General features: G+C 70.7%; 17 protein-coding genes. 9 read left to right on the top strand and 8 right to left on the bottom strand.

The features are described from left to right. The first annotated feature begins 12 nt into the window (after positions 1–12). On the top strand, positions 13–873 hold the full coding sequence (locus ACIQTP_RS05460) for an Fpg/Nei family DNA glycosylase (RefSeq protein ID WP_403396542.1): 861 nt from the start codon (positions 13–15) through the stop codon (positions 871–873). Between the two features lie 28 nt (positions 874–901). Here ACIQTP_RS05460 and ACIQTP_RS05455 read toward each other — a convergent pair whose 3' ends face one another. The 3 genes from ACIQTP_RS05455 to ACIQTP_RS05445 form a co-directional block, all read right to left on the bottom strand. Beyond that, positions 902–1,558: an anti-sigma factor family protein gene (locus tag ACIQTP_RS05455; protein ID WP_403396540.1), complete on the bottom strand. Its 657-nt coding sequence runs from the start codon at positions 1,556–1,558 to the stop codon at positions 902–904. Between the two features lie 235 nt (positions 1,559–1,793). Beyond that, complete coding sequence (locus ACIQTP_RS05450) at positions 1,794–2,309, bottom strand: hypothetical protein (RefSeq protein WP_168498520.1); 516 nt, start codon at positions 2,307–2,309, stop codon at positions 1,794–1,796. A 152-nt stretch (positions 2,310–2,461) separates the two neighbouring features. Further along, positions 2,462–3,001: a sigma-70 family RNA polymerase sigma factor gene (locus tag ACIQTP_RS05445; RefSeq protein ID WP_266580368.1), complete on the bottom strand. Its 540-nt coding sequence runs from the start codon at positions 2,999–3,001 to the stop codon at positions 2,462–2,464. 242 nt (positions 3,002–3,243) lie between these two features. Here ACIQTP_RS05445 and ACIQTP_RS05440 point away from each other — a divergent pair, with 242 nt between their 5' ends. After that, positions 3,244–4,398 carry a CapA family protein gene (locus ACIQTP_RS05440; protein ID WP_403396537.1) on the top strand — a complete coding sequence of 385 codons (1,155 nt, stop codon included), beginning with the start codon at positions 3,244–3,246 and terminating at the stop codon, positions 4,396–4,398. A 39-nt stretch (positions 4,399–4,437) separates the two neighbouring features. Here ACIQTP_RS05440 and ACIQTP_RS05435 read toward each other — a convergent pair whose 3' ends face one another. Continuing rightward, positions 4,438–4,902: a universal stress protein gene (locus ACIQTP_RS05435; RefSeq protein ID WP_403396535.1), complete on the bottom strand. Its 465-nt coding sequence runs from the start codon at positions 4,900–4,902 to the stop codon at positions 4,438–4,440. A gap of 178 nt (positions 4,903–5,080) precedes the next feature. Here ACIQTP_RS05435 and lysX point away from each other — a divergent pair, with 178 nt between their 5' ends. Both lysX and ACIQTP_RS05425 read left to right on the top strand, forming a co-directional pair. Then, positions 5,081–8,368, top strand: a complete 3,288-nt coding sequence (lysX, locus tag ACIQTP_RS05430) for a bifunctional lysylphosphatidylglycerol synthetase/lysine--tRNA ligase LysX (RefSeq protein ID WP_403396533.1) — start codon at positions 5,081–5,083, stop codon at positions 8,366–8,368. A gap of 81 nt (positions 8,369–8,449) precedes the next feature. Then, entirely contained in the window at positions 8,450–9,295 is an 846-nt protein-coding gene (locus ACIQTP_RS05425) for a polysaccharide deacetylase family protein (protein ID WP_403396531.1), read from the top strand. Positions 9,296–9,376: 81 nt separating this feature from the next. On the opposite strand, the gene ACIQTP_RS05420 is transcribed toward ACIQTP_RS05425, so the two are convergent. Continuing rightward, entirely contained in the window at positions 9,377–10,039 is a 663-nt protein-coding gene (locus tag ACIQTP_RS05420) for a class F sortase (RefSeq protein ID WP_402033848.1), read from the bottom strand. Positions 10,040–10,371: 332 nt separating this feature from the next. On the opposite strand from ACIQTP_RS05420, the gene ACIQTP_RS05415 reads away from it, so the two are divergent. Next, positions 10,372–11,319, top strand: a complete 948-nt coding sequence (locus ACIQTP_RS05415) for a hypothetical protein (RefSeq protein WP_403396528.1) — start codon at positions 10,372–10,374, stop codon at positions 11,317–11,319. A 109-nt stretch (positions 11,320–11,428) separates the two neighbouring features. Here ACIQTP_RS05415 and ACIQTP_RS05410 read toward each other — a convergent pair whose 3' ends face one another. From ACIQTP_RS05410 to ACIQTP_RS05400, 3 genes are all read right to left on the bottom strand, one after another. Further along, on the bottom strand, positions 11,429–12,025 hold the full coding sequence (locus tag ACIQTP_RS05410; RefSeq protein ID WP_403396526.1) for a hypothetical protein: 597 nt from the start codon (positions 12,023–12,025) through the stop codon (positions 11,429–11,431). A gap of 223 nt (positions 12,026–12,248) precedes the next feature. Further along, positions 12,249–13,013, bottom strand: coding sequence for a hypothetical protein (locus tag ACIQTP_RS05405; RefSeq protein WP_403396524.1), 765 nt, complete (start codon positions 13,011–13,013; stop codon positions 12,249–12,251). A 15-nt stretch (positions 13,014–13,028) separates the two neighbouring features. Further along, positions 13,029–13,598 (bottom strand): hypothetical protein, encoded by a 570-nt coding sequence (locus ACIQTP_RS05400; RefSeq protein ID WP_403396522.1) that lies wholly within the window; start codon positions 13,596–13,598, stop codon positions 13,029–13,031. A 282-nt stretch (positions 13,599–13,880) separates the two neighbouring features. On the opposite strand from ACIQTP_RS05400, the gene ACIQTP_RS05395 reads away from it, so the two are divergent. The 4 genes from ACIQTP_RS05395 (at position 13,881) to ACIQTP_RS05380 (ending at position 18,735) form a co-directional block, all read left to right on the top strand. Continuing rightward, complete coding sequence (locus tag ACIQTP_RS05395; protein ID WP_403396520.1) at positions 13,881–14,828, top strand: SCO0930 family lipoprotein; 948 nt, start codon at positions 13,881–13,883, stop codon at positions 14,826–14,828. Positions 14,829–15,286: 458 nt separating this feature from the next. Then, positions 15,287–16,099: an SAM-dependent methyltransferase gene (locus ACIQTP_RS05390; RefSeq protein WP_403396518.1), complete on the top strand. Its 813-nt coding sequence runs from the start codon at positions 15,287–15,289 to the stop codon at positions 16,097–16,099. Then, complete coding sequence (locus ACIQTP_RS05385; protein WP_403396516.1) at positions 16,096–18,231, top strand: putative bifunctional diguanylate cyclase/phosphodiesterase; 2,136 nt, start codon at positions 16,096–16,098, stop codon at positions 18,229–18,231. The genes ACIQTP_RS05390 and ACIQTP_RS05385 overlap by 4 nt, the downstream gene beginning before the upstream one ends. Before the next feature lie 360 nt (positions 18,232–18,591). Beyond that, positions 18,592–18,735, top strand: a complete 144-nt coding sequence (locus ACIQTP_RS05380) for a hypothetical protein (RefSeq protein ID WP_403396513.1) — start codon at positions 18,592–18,594, stop codon at positions 18,733–18,735. Positions 18,736–18,805 lie beyond the last annotated feature (70 nt).

The raw sequence follows: 18,805 nt of genomic DNA, 5'->3' as shown, positions 1-18,805 counted from the left end.
CACTCTGGAGCTATGCCGGAACTGCCAGAGGTCGAAGCGCTCAAGGACTTCCTGGCCGACCATCTCGTCGGCCGCGAGGTCGTGCGCGTGCTGCCCGTCGCCATCAGCGTCCTGAAGACCTACGACCCGCCCGTCACCGCCTTCGAGGGCCGGGAGGTGACCGCAGTGCGCCGGCTCGGCAAGTTCCTCGACATCGAGGCCGGCGGACTGCACTTCGTGACCCACCTGGCCCGTGCGGGCTGGCTGCACTGGAAGGACACGCTGCCCGACGGCCCGCCCCGCCCCGGCAAGGGCCCGCTCGCGCTGCGAGTCGCCCTGGAGACCGGCGAGGGCTTCGACCTCACCGAGGCCGGCACACAGAAGAGACTCGCGGTGTACGTCGTCCGGGACCCGGCGGAGATCCCCGGCGTGGCGCGCCTCGGCCCCGACCCGCTCGTCGCCGACTTCGACGAGGCACGGTTCGCCCGGCTGCTGGCGGGTGAGCGCCGCCAACTCAAGGGCGCACTCCGGGACCAGAGCCTGATCGCCGGCGTGGGAAACGCGTACAGCGACGAGATCCTGCACGCCGCCAAGATGTCCCCCTTCAAGCTGGCCGCCGCACTGACCCCCGAGGAGACGACCCGTCTCTACGAGGCGCTGCGGTCCACGCTCACCGAGGCCGTGGAGCGCTCCCACGGGCTGGCCGCGGGCCGCCTCAAGGCGGAGAAGAAGAGCGGGCTGCGGGTGCACGGCAGAACGGGTGAGCCCTGCCCGGTGTGCGGCGACACCATCCGCGAGGTCTCCTTCAGCGACTCCTCGCTGCAGTACTGCCCGACCTGCCAGACGGGAGGCAAGCCACTCGCGGACCGCCGGTTGTCCCGGCTGCTCAAATAGCCCGGGAGCAGCGGGGTACAGCCCGGGATCAGTCGGGCGTGACGGTCACCAGGTGCTTGCCGTCCGCCGTACGCACCTCGAACCGGCTGATCTCGTCGGACTTGAGCGCGGCGCCGCCCTGCAGGGTGGTCGCCTCGCCGTTGTGCGCGGGCACCATCCAACTCGTCACCGTCTGCTGCGAACCGTCCTTGCCGATGGCGACGAGCTGACAGGGGCGCGGGCCCCCGGCGTCCTTGACCTCGACCTGGACCTGGCTGCCCCAGATCCGGTCCGCGGTGGTGACCTTGGCCCAAACTCCGGTCTGCGCGTCCGTCGACGCGACCGCGGCCGTCTGCGACCCGGAACCGTGCGACGTGACCATCGCGATCGCCGGCCCGCCGGCCGCGAGCACCACGGCGGCGGCCACCGCGTAGAGCCAGCGCCTGCGCCCGGCCCGGTGCCGGGTCGCCACCTCGCTGAGGAGTCTGTCCATCAGGCGCGGCCCGGGGGCGGCGAAGGGGTGCACGGAGCGCGGGGTGGCATGCCGGTACAGCATCAGCTGCCGCGTGGCGGGCTTGAACTCACTCACGTGCGCCGCGCACTGGGGGCACTCCATGAGGTGATCCTCGAAGCGGAACGCCTCCGCCTCGTCCAGCACGCCGAGCGCGTAGGCGCCGACGTCGCGATGCCGTTCCAGGGACCTCATACCGAATACCGAATCCTCGTGGCGATGGTGCGGGGGTGGGAGTGGTGTTGCTGTTGCCCACGGGTACGCACCAGACCGTCGAATCACTCAAGACTCGTTCGGAATCGCGGCAAGACATTCGGAGCAGGTGGGCTCGCGGATTGGTGCGAGCCCGAAAAAAGTTGTGCGAAAAACTTGTTTGGCGGAGCGCGGAGTCCTGAACAGGGGTTACCGGCGGTCCGCCCGGTCGTGGCGATCAGAAGAGATGGATCGCCAGATGTCCCAGGGGCAGACCCAGCCGCCAGGCCGGTGTCCACACCTTCGGACCGTCGTCCTCGCCCGGGATCGGGCCGCCGCCGGGCACGGCGTCCAGGTCCGGGGCGAGCAGTTCGGTCTCCTCCAGCCAGCGCCAGGCCGCCGTCGCCAGTTCCAGGTCCGGGGCGGGGCCGCCGGACTCGGCCGCCTCGGCCGCTCGCCGCGCCATGTGCTCGCGCACCCAGTCCTGCCACGGCTGGTCGTACGCCGTCAGCGAGAGCCAGGTCTCCAACTGCGAGACGACCCGGATGCCCGAGAGCTCGCCGTCGGTGTCGGAGAGGAAGATGGTCAGTGCCAGGGCGTCACGCCCGGCGCGGAACTCGAAGGACGTGGGCGGCATCAGGTCGCCGGTCCGCAGCAACTCGTCGGCGATGTACTCGGCGTACAACCACGCCATGGGGACGGTGAGTTCCCCACCGCCGGTGCCGTCCGTGCTCTCTTGGCCTCTGTGCAGCATCCCTTCCTGCCTTCCTCCGGTTTGCGTGCGCGTCGCCCGATCCCGAGCCCTTGGGGGTTTCCCCCCAATCCGGAACACGGATGAGGACAGCTGATTGCTCAACCATGGTCCTCAGCAAGGCGCTTTACGGAGGTTTGACTCGGCCTTCGGTTTCACCGCAGGTCGGCCGCGTATCCCGGAAGAACCCGGCGCAGGGCGCGCAGCGCGTAGTACGCACGAGACTTCACGGTACCGGGCGGAATCCCGAGCGCCGCGGCGGCCTCCGCCACACTCGCCCCCTGGAAGTACACCAGCACCAGGACTTCACGGTGCTCGGGAGTGAGTGTCTTCACAGCCTCCCGCACATCGAGCGTCGCCGCCGACCTTTCGGCGTGATCCGCGCAGACCCGCGCGCTTTCCAGCACCGCGTCCCCGACCTCCGGCGGACGCGCCTGGCGGGCCCGCCGCGCATCGATCGCGAGCCGCCGTCCCACGGTGAGCAGCCAGGGGCGTACGGAGTCGAAGTCGTCGGCGCGCAGCGCCTCGGGGTGCTGCCAGGCGCGGACGAACGTCTCCTGCAGCAGATCCTCGGCGCGCTGGCGGTCGCCGTCGGAGAGCCGCAGGAGCAGGGCGAAGAGAGGCCGGCCGTGCTCGCGCTGCAGCGCGGCCAACTCGTGCTCGGCGGTCGTCTTGGTGGTGGTTCCGGCCGTCATGGCCTGTATGCCAGCGGGTGCCGCTCCGCTGGGACAGGGCCGGGGCACGGGTCTGCGGTGGGCGGTCGATGCCGTCGGTGAACGGCGCGGTGAACGGTTCAGCGGGGGCCCGGTGGCGTCCCAACGGGCAGTTCCCCGAGGGCCGGACGGGCTAAGGGTGCGCGTCGCTCCTTGACTCCATCCTCTCGATTGGGTGGATTTGCCTCACTTCCTACGTAAATATGACTGCATCGAGGCTGGGCATGATCACACGTAGTCGACTGGCCGCCATCGCCATCGCGGCCGTACTTGTCGTGGGCGCCGGCTGCCGGGCCGACCAGGAGCCGTCGGCCCGGAGCACCGGGCACCCCGGCGCGCCCCTCACCCCCCACGGTTTCACCCTCGTCGCCTCCGGCGACGTGCTGGCGCACACCTCGGTCACCGAGCGGGCGAACGCCGACGCGGGCGGCAGAGGATACGACTTCCTGCCGATGTTCGAAGGGGTGAAACCGCTCGTCTCCGGAGCCGACCTGGCGATCTGTCACATGGAGACCGTGTACGGATCCGACGGCGACCACACCGGCAACCCGGCCTTCAAGATTCCACCGCAGGTGGCCGCCGGGCTCGCGGCGACCGGGTACGACGCCTGCTCCACCGCCTCCAACCACTCCCTGGACGACGGCGCCGCGGGCGTACGGCGCACTCTGGACGCCCTCGATCTCGCGGGCGTACGGCACGCGGGATCGGCGCGCACGGCGCAGGAGGCCTACGTGCCCACCCTCCTGCGCGCGGGCAGCGCGACGGTCGCCCACCTCGCCTACACCTACGGCACGGACGGCTCCCCGATGCCTCAGGGGCAGCCGTGGAGCGTCAACCTCATCGACCGCGACCGGATCCTCGCTGATGCCCGGGCCGCCAGGAAGGCGGGCGCCGACGTGGTGGTCGTGTCCCTGCACTGGGGCACCGAATGGCAGGAGCAGCCCGACACCCAGCAGATGGCGCTGAGCCGGGAGCTCACCGCCTCCCGCACGGACGGACGGCCCGACATCGACCTGATCCTCGGCACTCACGCGCATGTCCCGCAGGCGTACGAGAAGGTCAACGGCACGTGGGTCGTCTACGGAATGGGCGATCAGATCGCGGGCGAGATGTTCAACCGCCAAGGCCTCCAGGACTCCCGGGGCAACGAGAGCACCCTCGCCCGCTTCACCTTCGCCCCGCCCGCGCACCAGGGGGACCGCTGGGAGGTCACGAAGGCGGAGTTCGTGCCGCAGCTGTTCGACATCGACGCCGGGCGGGTCGTCGACATCAACGCGGCTCTGGCCCAGGGCGCCGACCTGGCCGGCGTACGCGACCGCATCCGTGACGTGGTGCTCAGCCGCGGCGCGGCCCACGACGGCCTGATGATGGGGCAGTAGGACCCGCGGAGCCCATGGGGTCTATGGGGCCCCTGGGGTCTATGGGACGACCGTGACCGGCCAGCGGCCCGCCTTCACCAGCCGGATCGCCACCGACCCGATGATCCGGTGCCCCGCCTGCTCGGAGGCCCCGACCACCACGGCGTCCGCCTTGAGCTCGTCCGCCGCCGTCACCAGACCGTTGTAAGGATCGCCGCGGAAGGTGTGGAACTCCCAGCGCACCGCGAATATGTCCTTGACCCGCTCGGCGGCGTCCCGGATCTGCGTGACGAGGTCCTCGGCGATTTGGTCGGTCGTCTCCGCGACCGGCGCCCCGAGTGCCGCTCCGGCGGCCATGACGGGCTGCACGTACACGACGGCGAGCAGCGAGTGCTGCCGCCTGGCCAGCCCGCCGGCGTAGGACGCCGCGCGCAGCGACGAGTCGGAGCCGTCCACGCCGACGACGATGACCTTGGGACCGTCCGTGCCACGCTCGAACCGATGCGAGGGTTGCTGTTCCGCCACACCACTGAGGCTATCGGAAGCCGCAGGTCGGGAGCAGGGCGGGCCCGCGGTGCCCCGCATGGGACGGAACGGGTGAAGTGTCCGCCGCCACGGCCCGGGACGACCGCCCTTAGCGCCGGCGACGAGCGGCACGGTGCTCGACGGGCGGGTCCGGCCGGGGCTTCCTAGAGTCGACACCATGAGCGCCACCGTGGAGGCCCACGGACCGAGGGACGTCGCGGGCCCCATACCGCCGTCCCGGGCCGGCTTCCTCAGCAAGGTGCCCGAAGGCTTCGCGGCCTTCTTCGGCGCCCTCTCGCTGCTGTGCGTCCTGCTGGCCTTCATCGCCCCCCTGCGCCGCCTGCTGCGCCCCGTCGTGACCTTCCTCGACCTGCTGATCGTCCCGGTCAGCGCCAACCTCGCCTACGCCGTCTTCCTCTTCCTGCTCGCCGCCGCGACCGCCGCCCGCAAGAAGGTCGCCTGGTGGCTGGTCGTCGTCTACCTCGGCGTCCTGGTCTTCTTCGACATCGTCGGCCTGTCGATGGGCCTGTACGCCGAGTCGCTGCCGTCCTTCATCGCCTGCGGACTGCTGCTGGTGCTCCTGCTCGTGGCGCGCCGCGAGTTCTACGCCGACTCCCGGCGCGGCGCCGTATGGCGCGCCCTGGCCGTACTGCTCGTCGGACTCGCCGTGGCGATCCTGATCGGCTGGGGCCTGGTCGAGTGGTTCCCCGGCACGCTGGCATCCGGAGAACGGCTGCTGTGGGCGGCCAGCCGGGTGTGCGGCGGGCTGGTCCCCAGCAGTTCGTTCAGCGGGCGCCCACCCCGCAAGCTCTTCTTCGTCCTCGGCCTCCTCGGTGCCCTCGCCCAGCTCAACGCCGTCGCCACCCTCTTCCGCTCCCAGCGCCTGGAGGCGGCCCTGCGCGGCGACGAGGAGGCCCGCATCCGTGCCCTCCTGCGGGCGTACGGCGCCGACGACTCCCTCGGCTACTTCGCCACCCGCCGCGACAAGGCCGTCGTCTTCTCACCCAGCGGCAAGGCCGCCGTCACCTACCGCGTCGAGGCCGGCGTCTGCCTTGCCAGCGGAGACCCCGTCGGCGACCGCGAGGCCTGGCCGCACGCCATCGAGGCCTGGCTCGACCTGGCCCGCCGCTACGCCTGGGCGCCCGCCGTCATGGGCGCCTCCGAGGACGGCGCCAAGGTCTTCGCGCGTGCCGGGCTCGGCGCGCTCGAGCTCGGCGACGAGGCGATCCTGCACGTCGCCGGCTTCGACCTGGACGGCCGCGAGATGCGTGTCACCCGCCAGGCCGTGCACCGCGTACGGCGCACCGGCGCCACCTGCCGGGTACGCCGTCACTCCAGCCTCACCGACGAGGAGATGGAGGAGCTCATCGACAAGGCGGACGCCTGGCGCGACACCGAGACCGAGCGCGGCTTCTCCATGGCCCTGGACCGGCTCGGCGACCCCGCGGACGGCGACTGCCTGCTCGTCGAGGCCCTGACGCCCGAGGGCAAGCTCCTCGCGCTGCTGTCCTTCGTGCCCTGGGGCAAGGACGGCATCTCGCTCGACCTCATGCGCCGCGACCGCAGCGCCCCGAACGGCGTCATGGAGTTCATGGTCGCCGAGGTGTGCGCGGCGGCCGGGACGTTCGGCGTACGGCGCATCTCCCTCAACTTCGCGGTGTTCCGGTCGGTCTTCGAGGAGGGCGCCCGGATCGGCGCCGGGCCGGTGCTCCGGCTCTGGCGCGGACTGCTGCTGTTCTTCTCCCGGTGGTGGCAGCTGGAGGCCCTCTACCGGTCCAACGCCAAATTCAAGCCCGAGTGGTACCCCCGCTTCATCTGCTACGGCGACGCCGGCTCCCTCGCCCGCATCGGCCTGGCGTCCGGCATCGCCGAGGGCTTCGTCTCCGTGCCCTCGCTGCGCAAGCTCTGGGGCAAGGGGCACCCGAGGACCGGACCCCAGCCCGCGAGCACCGTGGGCCTGCCCTCGCTGTCGGCTCTCGGCCTCGACGAGGGTGAGGAGGCGGCGGCCACCGATCCGGCCGCGGCCCTGCCCGAACAGATCCGCCTCCGCCACCGCACACTCGACCGGCTGCGCGCCGGCGGAATCGACCCCTATCCGGTGGGCGTCCCGTCCCGCACCCACACCCTCGCCGAGGTCCGTGCGGGACCGGCGGGACAGCGCGTGACCGTCGCCGGGCGCGTGATCCTCGTACGGGACTTCGGCGGGATCGTGTTCGCCGTCCTGCGCGACTGGTCGGGCGACCTCCAGCTCGCCCTCACCCGGCTGGAGTCCGGACCCGAGCTCATCCGCTTCCGCCAGGACGTCGACATCGGCGACCACATCACCGCCGAGGGCCTCGTCGGCATCAGCGACCTGGGCGAACCGACCGTCTTCGTCTCCTCCTGGCAGCTCACCGGCAAGTGCCTGCGCCCGCTGCCCGACAAGCGCCGGGGCCTCGCCGACCCCGAGGCGAAGGTGCGCCGGCGCTATCTCGACCTGGTGTCCAGCCCCGACGCCCGCGAGGTCCTGCGGGTCCGCTCCGCCGCCGTACAGGCGCTGCGCCAGGGCCTGCTGGACCGGGGCTATCTCGAGGTGGAGACGCCGATGCTCCAGCAGATCCACGGCGGCGCCAACGCCCGCCCGTTCACCACCCACATCAACGCCTACGACCTGAACATGTATCTCCGTATCGCCCCCGAGCTCTACCTCAAGCGGCTGTGCGTGGGCGGCCTGGAGAAGGTCTTCGAGATGGGGCGCACCTTCCGCAACGAGGGCGTCTCCTCCAAGCACAACCCCGAGTTCACCATGCTGGAGGCCTACCAGGCGTTCGCCGACTACGACGTGATGCTCGACCTCACCCGCGAACTGATCCAGTGCGCCGCGACCGCCGCCTTCGGCGCGCCCCTCGCGCGCAAGGACGGCACCGAGTACGACATCTCGGGCCCGTGGCCGGTCAAGACGGTGTACGGCGCGATCTCGGAGGCCCTGGGGGAGGAGGTGGACCCCGGCGCGTCCGTGCCGGCCCTGCACCGGTTGTGCGACGGCGCGGGAGTGCCGTATCGGCCGGACGACGGACAGGGTGACGTCGTACTGGAGATGTACGAACGACTGGTCGAGGAGAAGACCCTGCTGCCCACGTTCTACAAGGACTTCCCGACCGACGTCTCCCCGCTCACCCGGCAGCACCGCACCGACCCGCGCCTCGCCGAGCGCTGGGACCTCGTCGCCTTCGGCACCGAACTGGGCACCGCCTACTCGGAGTTGACCGACCCCGTGGAGCAGCGGCGACGGCTGACCGCGCAGTCGCTGCGGGCCGCAGGGGGCGATCCCGAGGCGATGGAGCTCGACGAGGACTTCCTCGACGCGCTGGAGTACGCGATGCCGCCGACCGGCGGGCTCGGCATCGGCGTGGACCGGCTGGTCATGTTCCTCACGGGGCTGACGATTCGGGAGACATTGCCGTTCCCCCTGGTGCGTCGGCGCTGAGCTGGTCCCAACGGGTGCTTTCCTGGGTCCGCACCGGTGTTTCTCAGCCGCGCCGTGCCTCCGTTGGGCGACTGATGAGGCATGAAAAAGGATCAGCTGCTCACACGGCGCCGGGCGTTGATCGCCGGTGCCGCCGTCCTGGGGGCGGCGGGGGCGGCGGGCACGGCCCGCGTCCTCACCGCAGATCCGGCCGGGAGCCCGGTGCGCGGCGCACCGGCGGCCGGGGGCCCGCAGGCGCGTCAGGTGCTCAAGCCCTCCGCCTACCGCCTCGAGCCCATGACCGGATTCGCCCCACCGCGCCGGACGCCCGGCAAGCCCGCTGTCCGGCGCGAGCCGATCATGCGGGTGAGCGGGCGCGGCCGCACGATGGTGCTGACCTTCGACGACGGACCCGATCCGCGCTACACCCCGAGCATTCTGCGCCTCCTGCGCAAGCACGATGTGCGGGCGATGTTCTTCGTCTGCGGGGAGATGGCCGTCGACAACAAGGACCTGCTGGCCGAGATGGCCGACGACGGGCACGTCGTCGGCAACCACACCTGGACGCACCCGTTGCTGACCGAGCTCCGGCGCTCCGAGATCCGCTCCGAGATCGCACGCACCAGCGACGTCATCGAGGACGCCTACGGTGAACGGCCTGTCTGGTTCCGCGCGCCCTACGGGGCCTGGAACCGGGCGACCTTCCAGATCGGCGCCGACCTCGGCATGGAACCGATGGCCTGGACGGTCGACAGCCTCGACTGGACCACCCCGGGCACCGAGACGATCGTCGACCGGGTGGAGGAGGGCGCCGCCCCCGGCGTCGTCGTCCTCTCCCACGACGCGGGCGGCGACCGCTCCCAGACCGTCCGCGCCCTGCGCGACTACCTGCCCGAACTCCTCGACTCCGGCTACCACCTCACGGTGCCGCACCGCCAGAACTCCTGACCGGGGGCTGAGCGGGCGCGGTCGCCCCCCGACTCCGCCGAAGGGCCCGGGAACACGGCCCAGGCCCTTCGGCGGGGAGTTTCAGCGGACCTCGACCAGGCGGGCGAACACGACGACGTTCCCGTCGTAGCCGTGCTGCTTGGAGAAACCGCCTCCGCAGGTGATGACCCGCAATTCCGGGGTGCCCTTGCTGCCGTACACCCGGTCACCGGGGAAGTTGTTCTTCGCGAATACGTCGACGCCGTAGATCTCGAATGTGGCGGTCTTGCCGTCCTTTCGCCGAACCTCGACCCTGTTTCCCTTCTTGAGGGAACCGAGCCCATAGAAGACGGCCGGTCCCCGCATGTTGTCCACATGCCCCACGATCACGGCCGTGCCCTTCTCGCCGGGCGACACCGCACCGGTGAACCAGCCCGCGAGATTGGCATTGTCGGGCGGTGGCGCGTCGACCCAGCCAGCCGAGTCGAGACCCACCGGCACGACCGGGGCATCCACCTGGATCGCCGGGATCCTGACCCGGTCCACCACGGAGTACGGCAAGGCGGCGGGCCCGTTGGAGAAGGTGGCGACGGGCATCCTGCTGTCCGCTGCCGCCGCCGTCGCGGGCTGCGGAGGGCCCACGTCGAACTCCCCGGAACCATTCCGAATGAGTGCGAGGCCGGTCAGCAGAACAAGCGCTATCACGCCCCACGGGGCGCGCTTCTTCTGCCGCTCCTCCTCTTCGGCCACCTCGGACGCAAACATTCGCAATCCCCTCTCGACGCGGCCGTCGCCGCGTCCGTCGCGCATACCAGAACGCTAAGTGCAGCATGCCCGGCAGGCGACGGGACGCGGGCGAACGGGTGTCGGGGCACCCGCGTGGTGAGCCATCCGAGTTGCCGAGGGCAGGAAATTTCTGACGGTCCGTGACCTGCGGCAATATCCAATTGTATGGAAATCCTTCGGCGTGTCTTCTCACCAGGACGGACCATTCTCGAAATGCGTCCCCGTGCACCGCATCTGAGGGTCTGTATGGGAGGCGCTTTCTCGCCGATCGACCGGGGACGGTTCCCGGGGCGTCTTCCGCGGAGGATCACATGCGTACAACTCGTGCCCTGGCGGTCTCTGCCGCCGTGGTCGCCGCGGTGGGGCTCGCCGCCCCGGCGGCGACGGCATCGAACGAACCGGGCAGCAATGAGTCGAGCAACAACGAGCCGAGCAACAACGACACGAGCAACAACGAGTCGAGCGGAAACGAGCGACTGGGCAACCCCGGTGGACCGGGCAACGGCACAGGGCTGAACAACGGCGGTGGCGTGGTCGGCGGTGGCGGGGTGGTCGGCGGCGGTGGCGTGGTGGGCGGTGGCGTGGTCGGTGGCGGTGGCGTGGTCGGCGGTGGCGGGGTGGTCGGCGGCGGTGGCGTGGTGATCGGTGGCGGTGGCGTGGTCGGTGGCGGCCGCCCGGGTGACATCGGCCGGTTCAACGACAATGGCCGGTTCAACGACAACGGCCGGTTCAACGACAACGGCCGGTTCAATGACAACGGCCGGTTCAACGACAACGGCCGGTTCAATGACAATGGCCGGTTCAACGACAATGGCCGGTTCCATGACAACGACCGCTTCGACGACTTCGGCCGTTTCGAGGTGCGGAACATCCTCGTCCGGCCCCGTGTCATCGCGCGGGGTGGCCAGCTGTCGATCACCGTGGACGGTGAAGCGTGCGAGAGGCCCGGCAGTACGGTCTCCTCGCGGGCCTTCCGCACCACCCTGCTGCGCCGGGTGGGCGGCGACACGTCCATCGCGACGGTCACCGTCGACCGTGACGCGCACCCGGGGTCGTACGACATCACGGCCCGCTGCGACAACCGACGGCTGACCCGACCCGCCGCCTTCACCGTCATCGGCGGGGTCAGCGGTGGTCTCGGTGGCAGCGTCGGCGGAGCGGCGCCCGCCGACATCGCGATCGGCGGCGGACTGCTGACCGCCGGCGTCGTCGGCGGTGGGCTGTTCTGGCTGCGCCGCAGGTCCGAGCGGCGGATCTGATCGGTGCCGTCACCCTTGGCAGTCCCCTGCGGAGCGCGTGTGTGACAGGCCTTCGCCCCGGACCTTCTCGCCGAGATCCGGGGCGAGCGGCGCTGTGAGCGGCGAGCGGTCAAGACTCCTCGTCCGTGCCGTGGCGGCGCGTCATGGACCACGCGGTGCCGACGCAGCCGGCGATGAGCGCGGTTCCCAGGCCGATCTCCTTGAGGTCGAAGCCACCGCCGGAGCTTCCGCCGACACCGGCCTTGACGCCTCGCTGCACGGAGGCCGGGAGCTGGACCTGGGTCGGGTCGGAGTAGTTGGTGCCGGAGCGGCCGGGGGCGATGGTCAGCTCGGTGTGGCCGCTCTCGTTGCCGCACTGGAACGTCACCTGGTACACCGAGCCCGCTCTGGCGTCCCCGTTGATCAGGGCCGTCGCCGACGACTGGCCCTTGGGGATCGTGACCGTGTCGAAGACTTCCGAGGAGACCCTGGCGACGGAGTCGCAGCTCTCCGCGGTCAGCCGGAGACGGCCGCCCGCCGCGATGCTCTGCGGCTGCACGTTGAAGCCGAACGAGGTGATGTTGTTGTTGCCCCGGCCACTGTCACGTCCACTGCCACGGCCGCCGTCACTGTTTCCGTCGCCGTTTCCGGCGAGAGCGGCGGTTGCGGAAAGGGTGAGGGCGCTCACGCCCAGCAGTGCGGCCGAAGCGACGCGTATCGCGTGCATGGTGAGCCTCCGGGTCCCCGAGGAGCCTTGCTGCGGACCTTCCGCCTGCGTCTGAAATGCGCCTCGATGTTCGAAACGCTAGGAAGACGTGCTCGGCGGCGCGATCGCAGTAGCGCGAATGGGGTAACCGTGTGGGCCGTACGGGGGAATGTGCATGCGCGATCGGGGGACGGACGCGGCGTGGCGTCCGTCCCCCGATCCTCCGGTTCCTAGACGAGGTCCGTCACTTCGGAAGGTGCGGGAACAGCGCCGTGAACGGTTCCGCCGAGGCTGCGATCCCCCGGCTGTAGGGCGCGTCGAAGTCCCAGATCAGGAAGAGCAGGAACGCGATCAGGGCGGAGAAGAGCCCGGCGAGGATCAGTTCCCGCTTGGTGCGCCGGATCTGGAGCGCGAACACCATCCCGATGGTGACCACGGCTCCGGTGATCAGCCCGAACCACACCACGCCCGGCATGGTCGCGTCCGTCGAGTCGGCGCGGGCGTTGCGTGCCGCGTCGGCCGCGGTCACCTGGTCGACCAGCGGCTGGTAGGCCTGGGCCTCGAAATCCGACCTCGGCTTGTAGTCGCTGACGTCCTGACGGACGACCTCGAAGAGCCGGCCTCCCTCGGCGGTGACATGGCCGTGGTCGGCCATGGTCTTCCACTCGGTTCTGACGACGTATCCGACGTACGCGTCGACGTCGCCGCGGATACGGTCGCGCACGTCCGGCGGGTAGACGCGGACCCGCTCCGAGATCTCGTGCAGGGCCTGGGCCTCCGCCTGCACATGGTCCTGGGCGGCGCTGCGGGCCTCCCAGACACCGGCGATGGCCAGTCCCAGGACGATGGCGTAGACCACGCCGATCATCATGGTCATGTATTCGATCACGTCCGGGGTCTCGGACGGGTCCTCGTCCTCGGGGGCCCGGCGGGTGCGTACGAGGGACACCACGAGGACGACGACACACGCCGCCGCCATCGCGAGGACGAGAACAAGCCATTCCGACAAGGTTGCCTCCAGGGGTCAGCGCGGACGCAGCGCCGCGACGGCGAGCAACGCGGGCACGGTGACGAGCAGGGTGAGCGAGACCAGGGACGGTCCGCTGCGGGGCGAGTGCTTGCGCGTCGGGGCGCGGTAGGCCGGATAACTCACCGGCGTCGCCGACGGTTTGGGCCGAGCCTTGTGCGTGGGCGAGGGCGTCGGTGTCGGTGTGGGCTTCGGCTTCGGCGCCGGTGGGGGTGCCGGCCTCGGTGGTGGCGCCACGGCGGGGGGCCGCGGGGTCGGCGAGGCGGGCGGAGGCGGTGGAGCCGGGGGCGGTGGCTTCGGCCTGGGCTTGGGCGGAGGCGCAGGGGGTGGTGGGGGCGGTGGCTTCGGAGCGGGTGGGGGCGTGGGCGAGGGGGGCGGCGGACTGATGGTGCAGAGGTCGCCGCCGGCCACCGCCACCGCGTCCGTGCCGTCCGGGCCGATGGAGGCGTACGCGCAGGAGTCGGCGACCGCCGCCGAGGCCGGCGCGCCGCCGATGATCCAGGTCAGCGTCAGCAGCGCCAACACCCGTATGACTAGGGCGGACCGGGTCCGCTGTGGTCCATGCACGACGGAGATCATGAGGCGTTCGGCGCCCGCGCACGCCGGAGCTGACGGGTATTGCCCCCGAACGAAGGACGTGCGGCTCGGACCGGTTTGACGCCGCCTCGGGACACGGCCACCGGGGTGGGAACAGATGCGCGAGATACATGCCGGCGTGGGGTGTGTCACAGCGTTCCGAAAGTTTTTTGTGCGGCCGTTGAACACATCCGCCACTCCCACCCGTACCTAGGGCCATGCGCGGCGCAGCAGGGCGCTGCAACCCTTAACGCGAACAGTGGGAGTTACCCAATGAAGACCTCCTGGCGGAGCGCCTCACTCGTAGCGACAGCTGCGGCCGTGCTGGCGCTCACGACGGCGTGCGGTCAGGAATCGGGCACCCAGTCGACGGGGAGCCAGAACGTGGGCGCCGCCGCGGCTGCCAACGGTTACGGTCAGGCCACCAGCAGCAGCACCACTTCTCCCAACGGCTACGGCGCCGACCAGCAGAGCGCCGCCCCCAAGGCGGAATCCGCAGGTCAGCTGGCCGTCGCGGAAAGCACGACGCTCGGCAAGGTGCTGACCGACAGCGCCGGGTTCACCCTGTACCGCTTCGAGAAGGACACCGCCGAGCCGCCGAAGTCGAACTGCGACGGTGACTGCGCGACCGCTTGGCCGCCCGTTCCCGCCGACGGCGCCGTGGCTGCCACCGGTGTGGACAAGGCCCTGCTCGGCGAGGTCACCCGCTCGGACGGCACCAAGCAGCTGACGATCGGCGGCTGGCCGATGTACCGGTACGCCAAGGACACCAAGGCCGGTGACACCAACGGCCAGGCCGTCGGCGGCACTTGGTACGCCTCCGCCCCCGATGGCAAGAAGGCGACCCTGGCCTCCCTGCCGGGGCTGTCGACCCGCAACGACCCCAAGCTCGGCGAGATCATCGTCGACAAGAACGGCCGGACGGTCTACCGCTTCCTGAAGGACCAGGCCTGGCCCGTCCCGAAGTCCGCCTGCACCGGTGCCTGCCTGGAGAAGTGGCCCGTCGTGGCCCCGGTCTCCGCCAGTGACACCAAGGGCGTGCAGAAGAAGGGCCTGATGGGCTTCACCCGCCCGGACGGTGCCAAGCAGATGACCGTCAACTGCTGGCCCATCTACACCTTCTCCGGTGACAAGGCCGCCGGGGACACCAACGGTCAGGGAGTGGGCGGTACTTGGTACGCCGTCGCCCCCAACGGAAAGCCGGTCGGCGCGCCGAAGTAGAGGATCACCTCCCCAGGGTTGATCGATCTCGCCCGGAACAACGCGTACGACCTGGGTCCGCCCCCTCCGCACCGCACGGAGGGGGCGGACCTCTTGGCGTGCCCGGAACGCGCGGGGCGCGCGGATCGGATCACGCGGGGCGCGCGGATCACGGGCGCGGTTCACTTGCCGTACGAACGCCCGGAAGTTTTCCACACCGGGGATACCCGACCCCCCGATACCGTCGCGACGCTTCGTAACTCCCGCGAACTTTTTGGAATGCTTCGCATCGATTTCGCGGTGACAGCGGACGGCGTGTCCGACTGACCTGCACCGGGCGCCAATTCGGCACATGCCCGAGGCAGTGACGGTGAACGGACGGTCAATTTCCGTTTTGGCTCGCTCCTTTGGCGGACGATCAGTAGCCTCAGCTCGAACACTGGATCGCCTACGTCGTCGACTACGCCTTGGAGAGATAGATGGAGCGTCCCGCCTGGGCCCCCCGCAGCATTGACATCTCGGTGCCGAGCGTGTCCCGTATCTATGACTACTACCTGGGCGGTTCGCACAACTTCGAGGTCGACCGGGAAGCCGCGCGCAAGGCGATGGAGTTCATGCCGGGACTGCCCAAGGTCATGCAGGCGAACAGGGCGTTCATGCGCCGCGCCGTGCGTTTCGCGGCCGCCGAGGGCATCGACCAGTTCCTCGACATCGGCTCCGGCATCCCGACCTTCGGCAACGTCCACGAGATCGCCCAGACGGCCAGGCCCGGCGCGCACGTCGTGTACGTGGACCACGACCCGGTGGCCGTGGCGCACAGCCAGGCCGTCCTGCGGGACAACGAGGACGCGGACGTGGTCGCGGCCGATCTGCTCAAGCCCCAGGAGATCCTGGCGACCCCCCAGGTGCAGCGGTTGATCGACCTGAACCGTCCGGTGGCCCTCCTCCTCGTTGCCATACTGCACTTCGTGGAGGACGCGGACGACCCGTACGGTGCGGTGGCGGAGCTGCGCGACGCGCTGGCGCCGGGCAGCCTGCTCGTGCTCACGCATGCCGCGTACGAGGGAATCCCGCTCCCGCCGGAGCGGGCCGAGGGCGCGGTCGACGTGTACAAGGACATCCGAAACCCGCTGATCATGCGCTCGCGCGAGGAGATCGCGCGGTTCTTCGAGGGGTACGACATGGTGGAACCCGGTCTGGTGCCGATGCCGATCTGGCGGCCCGACACGGCACCCGAGGACGAGGATCCCTATTCCTTCTCGGGGTTCGCCGGTGTGGGGCGCACGGCGTGACGGGCGAACCGGACGGGCCGGAGGACAGACTGCACAGGTTCGCGACGATCTGGAGCCGGGCGGTCTTCCCGGTCACCTCCACGTCGCTGACCCGGCCAGAGCTCGAGCAGCAACTCCTGCCGCTCGCCCGGCGGTTGAGCGACGCCCTGAAGGCGAGGACCTTCGACGCGGCCGCGGGCCAGACGGTCGGCGCCGCGCTCGTCGCCGCACACTGCACCGACCCCGAGGCGCTCAGCCGCAGCCTCGACTGCGTCGACGCCTATCTGGTGCTCTACTGCGGCGAGGGCGGGCCCCAGGAGGCCCTGCGGACCCGCTCGGCGCGCCTGCAGCACGCCATGGCGGCGGGCTACGCGGGGGCACTGCGGGAGCGGACGCTCGCCGAGCAGGAGGCCATCTCCCAGGCGGCGTTGAACGCGCGCAGCACGGTGGCCGAGGCACTGCACGCGAGCGAGGCCAGGTTCCGCGCGGTCTTCGAGGGCGCGGCCATAGGAATCGGCATCGCCGACCTCGAAGGCAACATACTGCAGGTCAACGGAGCCCTGCTGCGTATGTTCGGCGGTTCCGAGCAGGGCGTGCGCGGCCGCAAGGTCCCCGAGTGGACGCATCCGGAGGACGCCCCCCAAGTCTGGCGGCTGTACGAGGAGTTGGTACGCGGCGAGCGCGAGCACTACCACGTCGAAAAAGCCTTCTACCGGCCCGACGGCACCGCCTTGTGGACCAACCTGACGGTGTCCCTGCTGCGCGACGCGGATGGCCGGCCGCAGTACCAGCTCGCGCTGATGGAGGACACCACCGAGCGGCGGCTGCTCAATCTGCGGCTGCGCTACGAGGCCACCCACGACGCGCTCACCGGCCTGCCCAACCGGACCCTCTTCTTCGAACGCCTGGAGAAGGCGGTGTCCGCGGGCAACGACCAGCGCTTCGGCCTGTGCTACCTCGACCTCGACGGCTTCAAGACCATCAACGACAGCCTCGGGCACGCGGCCGGCGACCGGCTGCTCGTCGAGGTCGCCGACCGGCTGCAGTCCTGCGCGACCGCACCCGGCGAGATGGTCGCCCGGCTCGGCGGCGACGAGTTCGTGGCCCTCACCACCGGGCCCGACACCGAGCGCGAGGTGGACGCGCTCGCCGACCGCATCATGAACGCCCTCGTCACCCCGGTCCGCATCGACGGCCGGGAACTGACGGTCCGCGGCAGCATCGGCATCGTGGAGGGCCCGGCGGGCGAGCGCGGCCCGGCGGAGGTGCTGCGCAGCGCCGACATCACGATGTACCGCGCCAAGTCCGCGGGCGGCAACCGCTTCGAGCTCGCCGACCCCGAGGCCGACGCCCGCGCCATCACCCGGCACGGGCTCACCACGGCACTGCCCGCGGCCCTGGACCGGGGCGAGTTCTTCATCGAGTACCAGCCGCTCGTGCACCTCGGCGACGGCAGCGTGCACGGCGCGGAGGCGCTGGTGCGCTGGCTGCACCCGCAGCACGGGGTCCTCGGCCCCGACCGGTTCATCCCGCTCGCCGAGCACACCGGGCTGATCGTGCCGCTCGGCCGCTGGGTCCTGGAGCAGTCGGTCCGCCAGGCCCGCCAGTGGCAGGAGCGACACTCCGACGCGGGCCCGCTGCGGATCAACGTCAACCTGTCGCCCTGCCAGCTGACCCACCCGGGTCTGGTCCAGGACACGGTCGACATCCTGGAGCGTGAAGGTCTCGACGCCGAGGCGCTGTGCCTGGAGGTCACCGAGTCCGCGCTGATCGGCGCCGACGACGATCTACTGAAGCCGCTGCGGCGCCTGGCCGAGATGGGCGTCGACATCGCCCTCGACGACTTCGGCACCGGCTACTCCAACCTAGCCAACCTCCGCCGCCTGCCCGTGAGCATCCTCAAGCTGGACCGCTCCTTCACCCAGGGCATGCAGCAGTTCCCGGCGGACCCCGTCGACCTCAAGATCGTCGAGGGGATCGTTTCACTCGCCCACAGCCTCGACCTCGCGGTCACCGTGGAAGGCGTCGAGACGGGCGCACAGGCCGAGCAGTTGCGGATACTGGGCTGCGACACGGCCCAGGGCTGGTACTACGCCCGCCCGGGTCCACCGGAGCGGCTGCACGAGCTGGCGCTGGTGGACGCCACAGGCTGAGTTTTCGGGCGCGGCGTGGTCTTCTGGAACGGAGGCCACGCCGCTGTCCGTGCTCCCGTGACCACCGGCCGGCCGCGTCGCCCGGCGGAGGGGCCCTGCCGCTGCGCGGCGAGCCGGTCGTCGGCAAGAGCGTGGCGCCCTGCGTGATGGCCCAGGGCATCTCTCCTCTCGGGCGTCGCTGCGGGACGCGCTGGCGGAGGCGGGGCATTCCACCGAAGGTGGATGAGTCCCGACCCGCACAGACACCGCCCTACGTCGCTCACCGCGGTCATCCGACCGATTCGGCGTGCACGACTGCGTAGGGAGTCCGGACTCGTCGCGCCACCCCAGGGGCGGCCCCGAGCAATCCAGGAGCAGGCCATGCCCCACGGCTATGCGCCGCCGGCACACGGTCGGCCCGGCGAGGCCGGAACCGTCGCCGAGGCCCGGCGCCACCCCTCCCTCGACCGCCCGCCGGTGCTCATCGGCCACTCCGGCTTCGGCGACGCGGGCCGCTCCTGCTGATCTCCGGCCGGGCCGACCACACCGTTCCCGACGCCGTGACCCGTTCGGCGTACAAGCTCCACGGCGACTC

Origin of the sequence: Streptomyces sp. NPDC090798 (assembly GCF_044768965.1) — a bacterium.
Lineage (GTDB): Bacteria > Actinomycetota > Actinomycetes > Streptomycetales > Streptomycetaceae > Streptomyces.
Note: the sequence above shows the minus strand (reverse complement) of the source record. Positions and strands in the feature narration are given on the sequence as shown.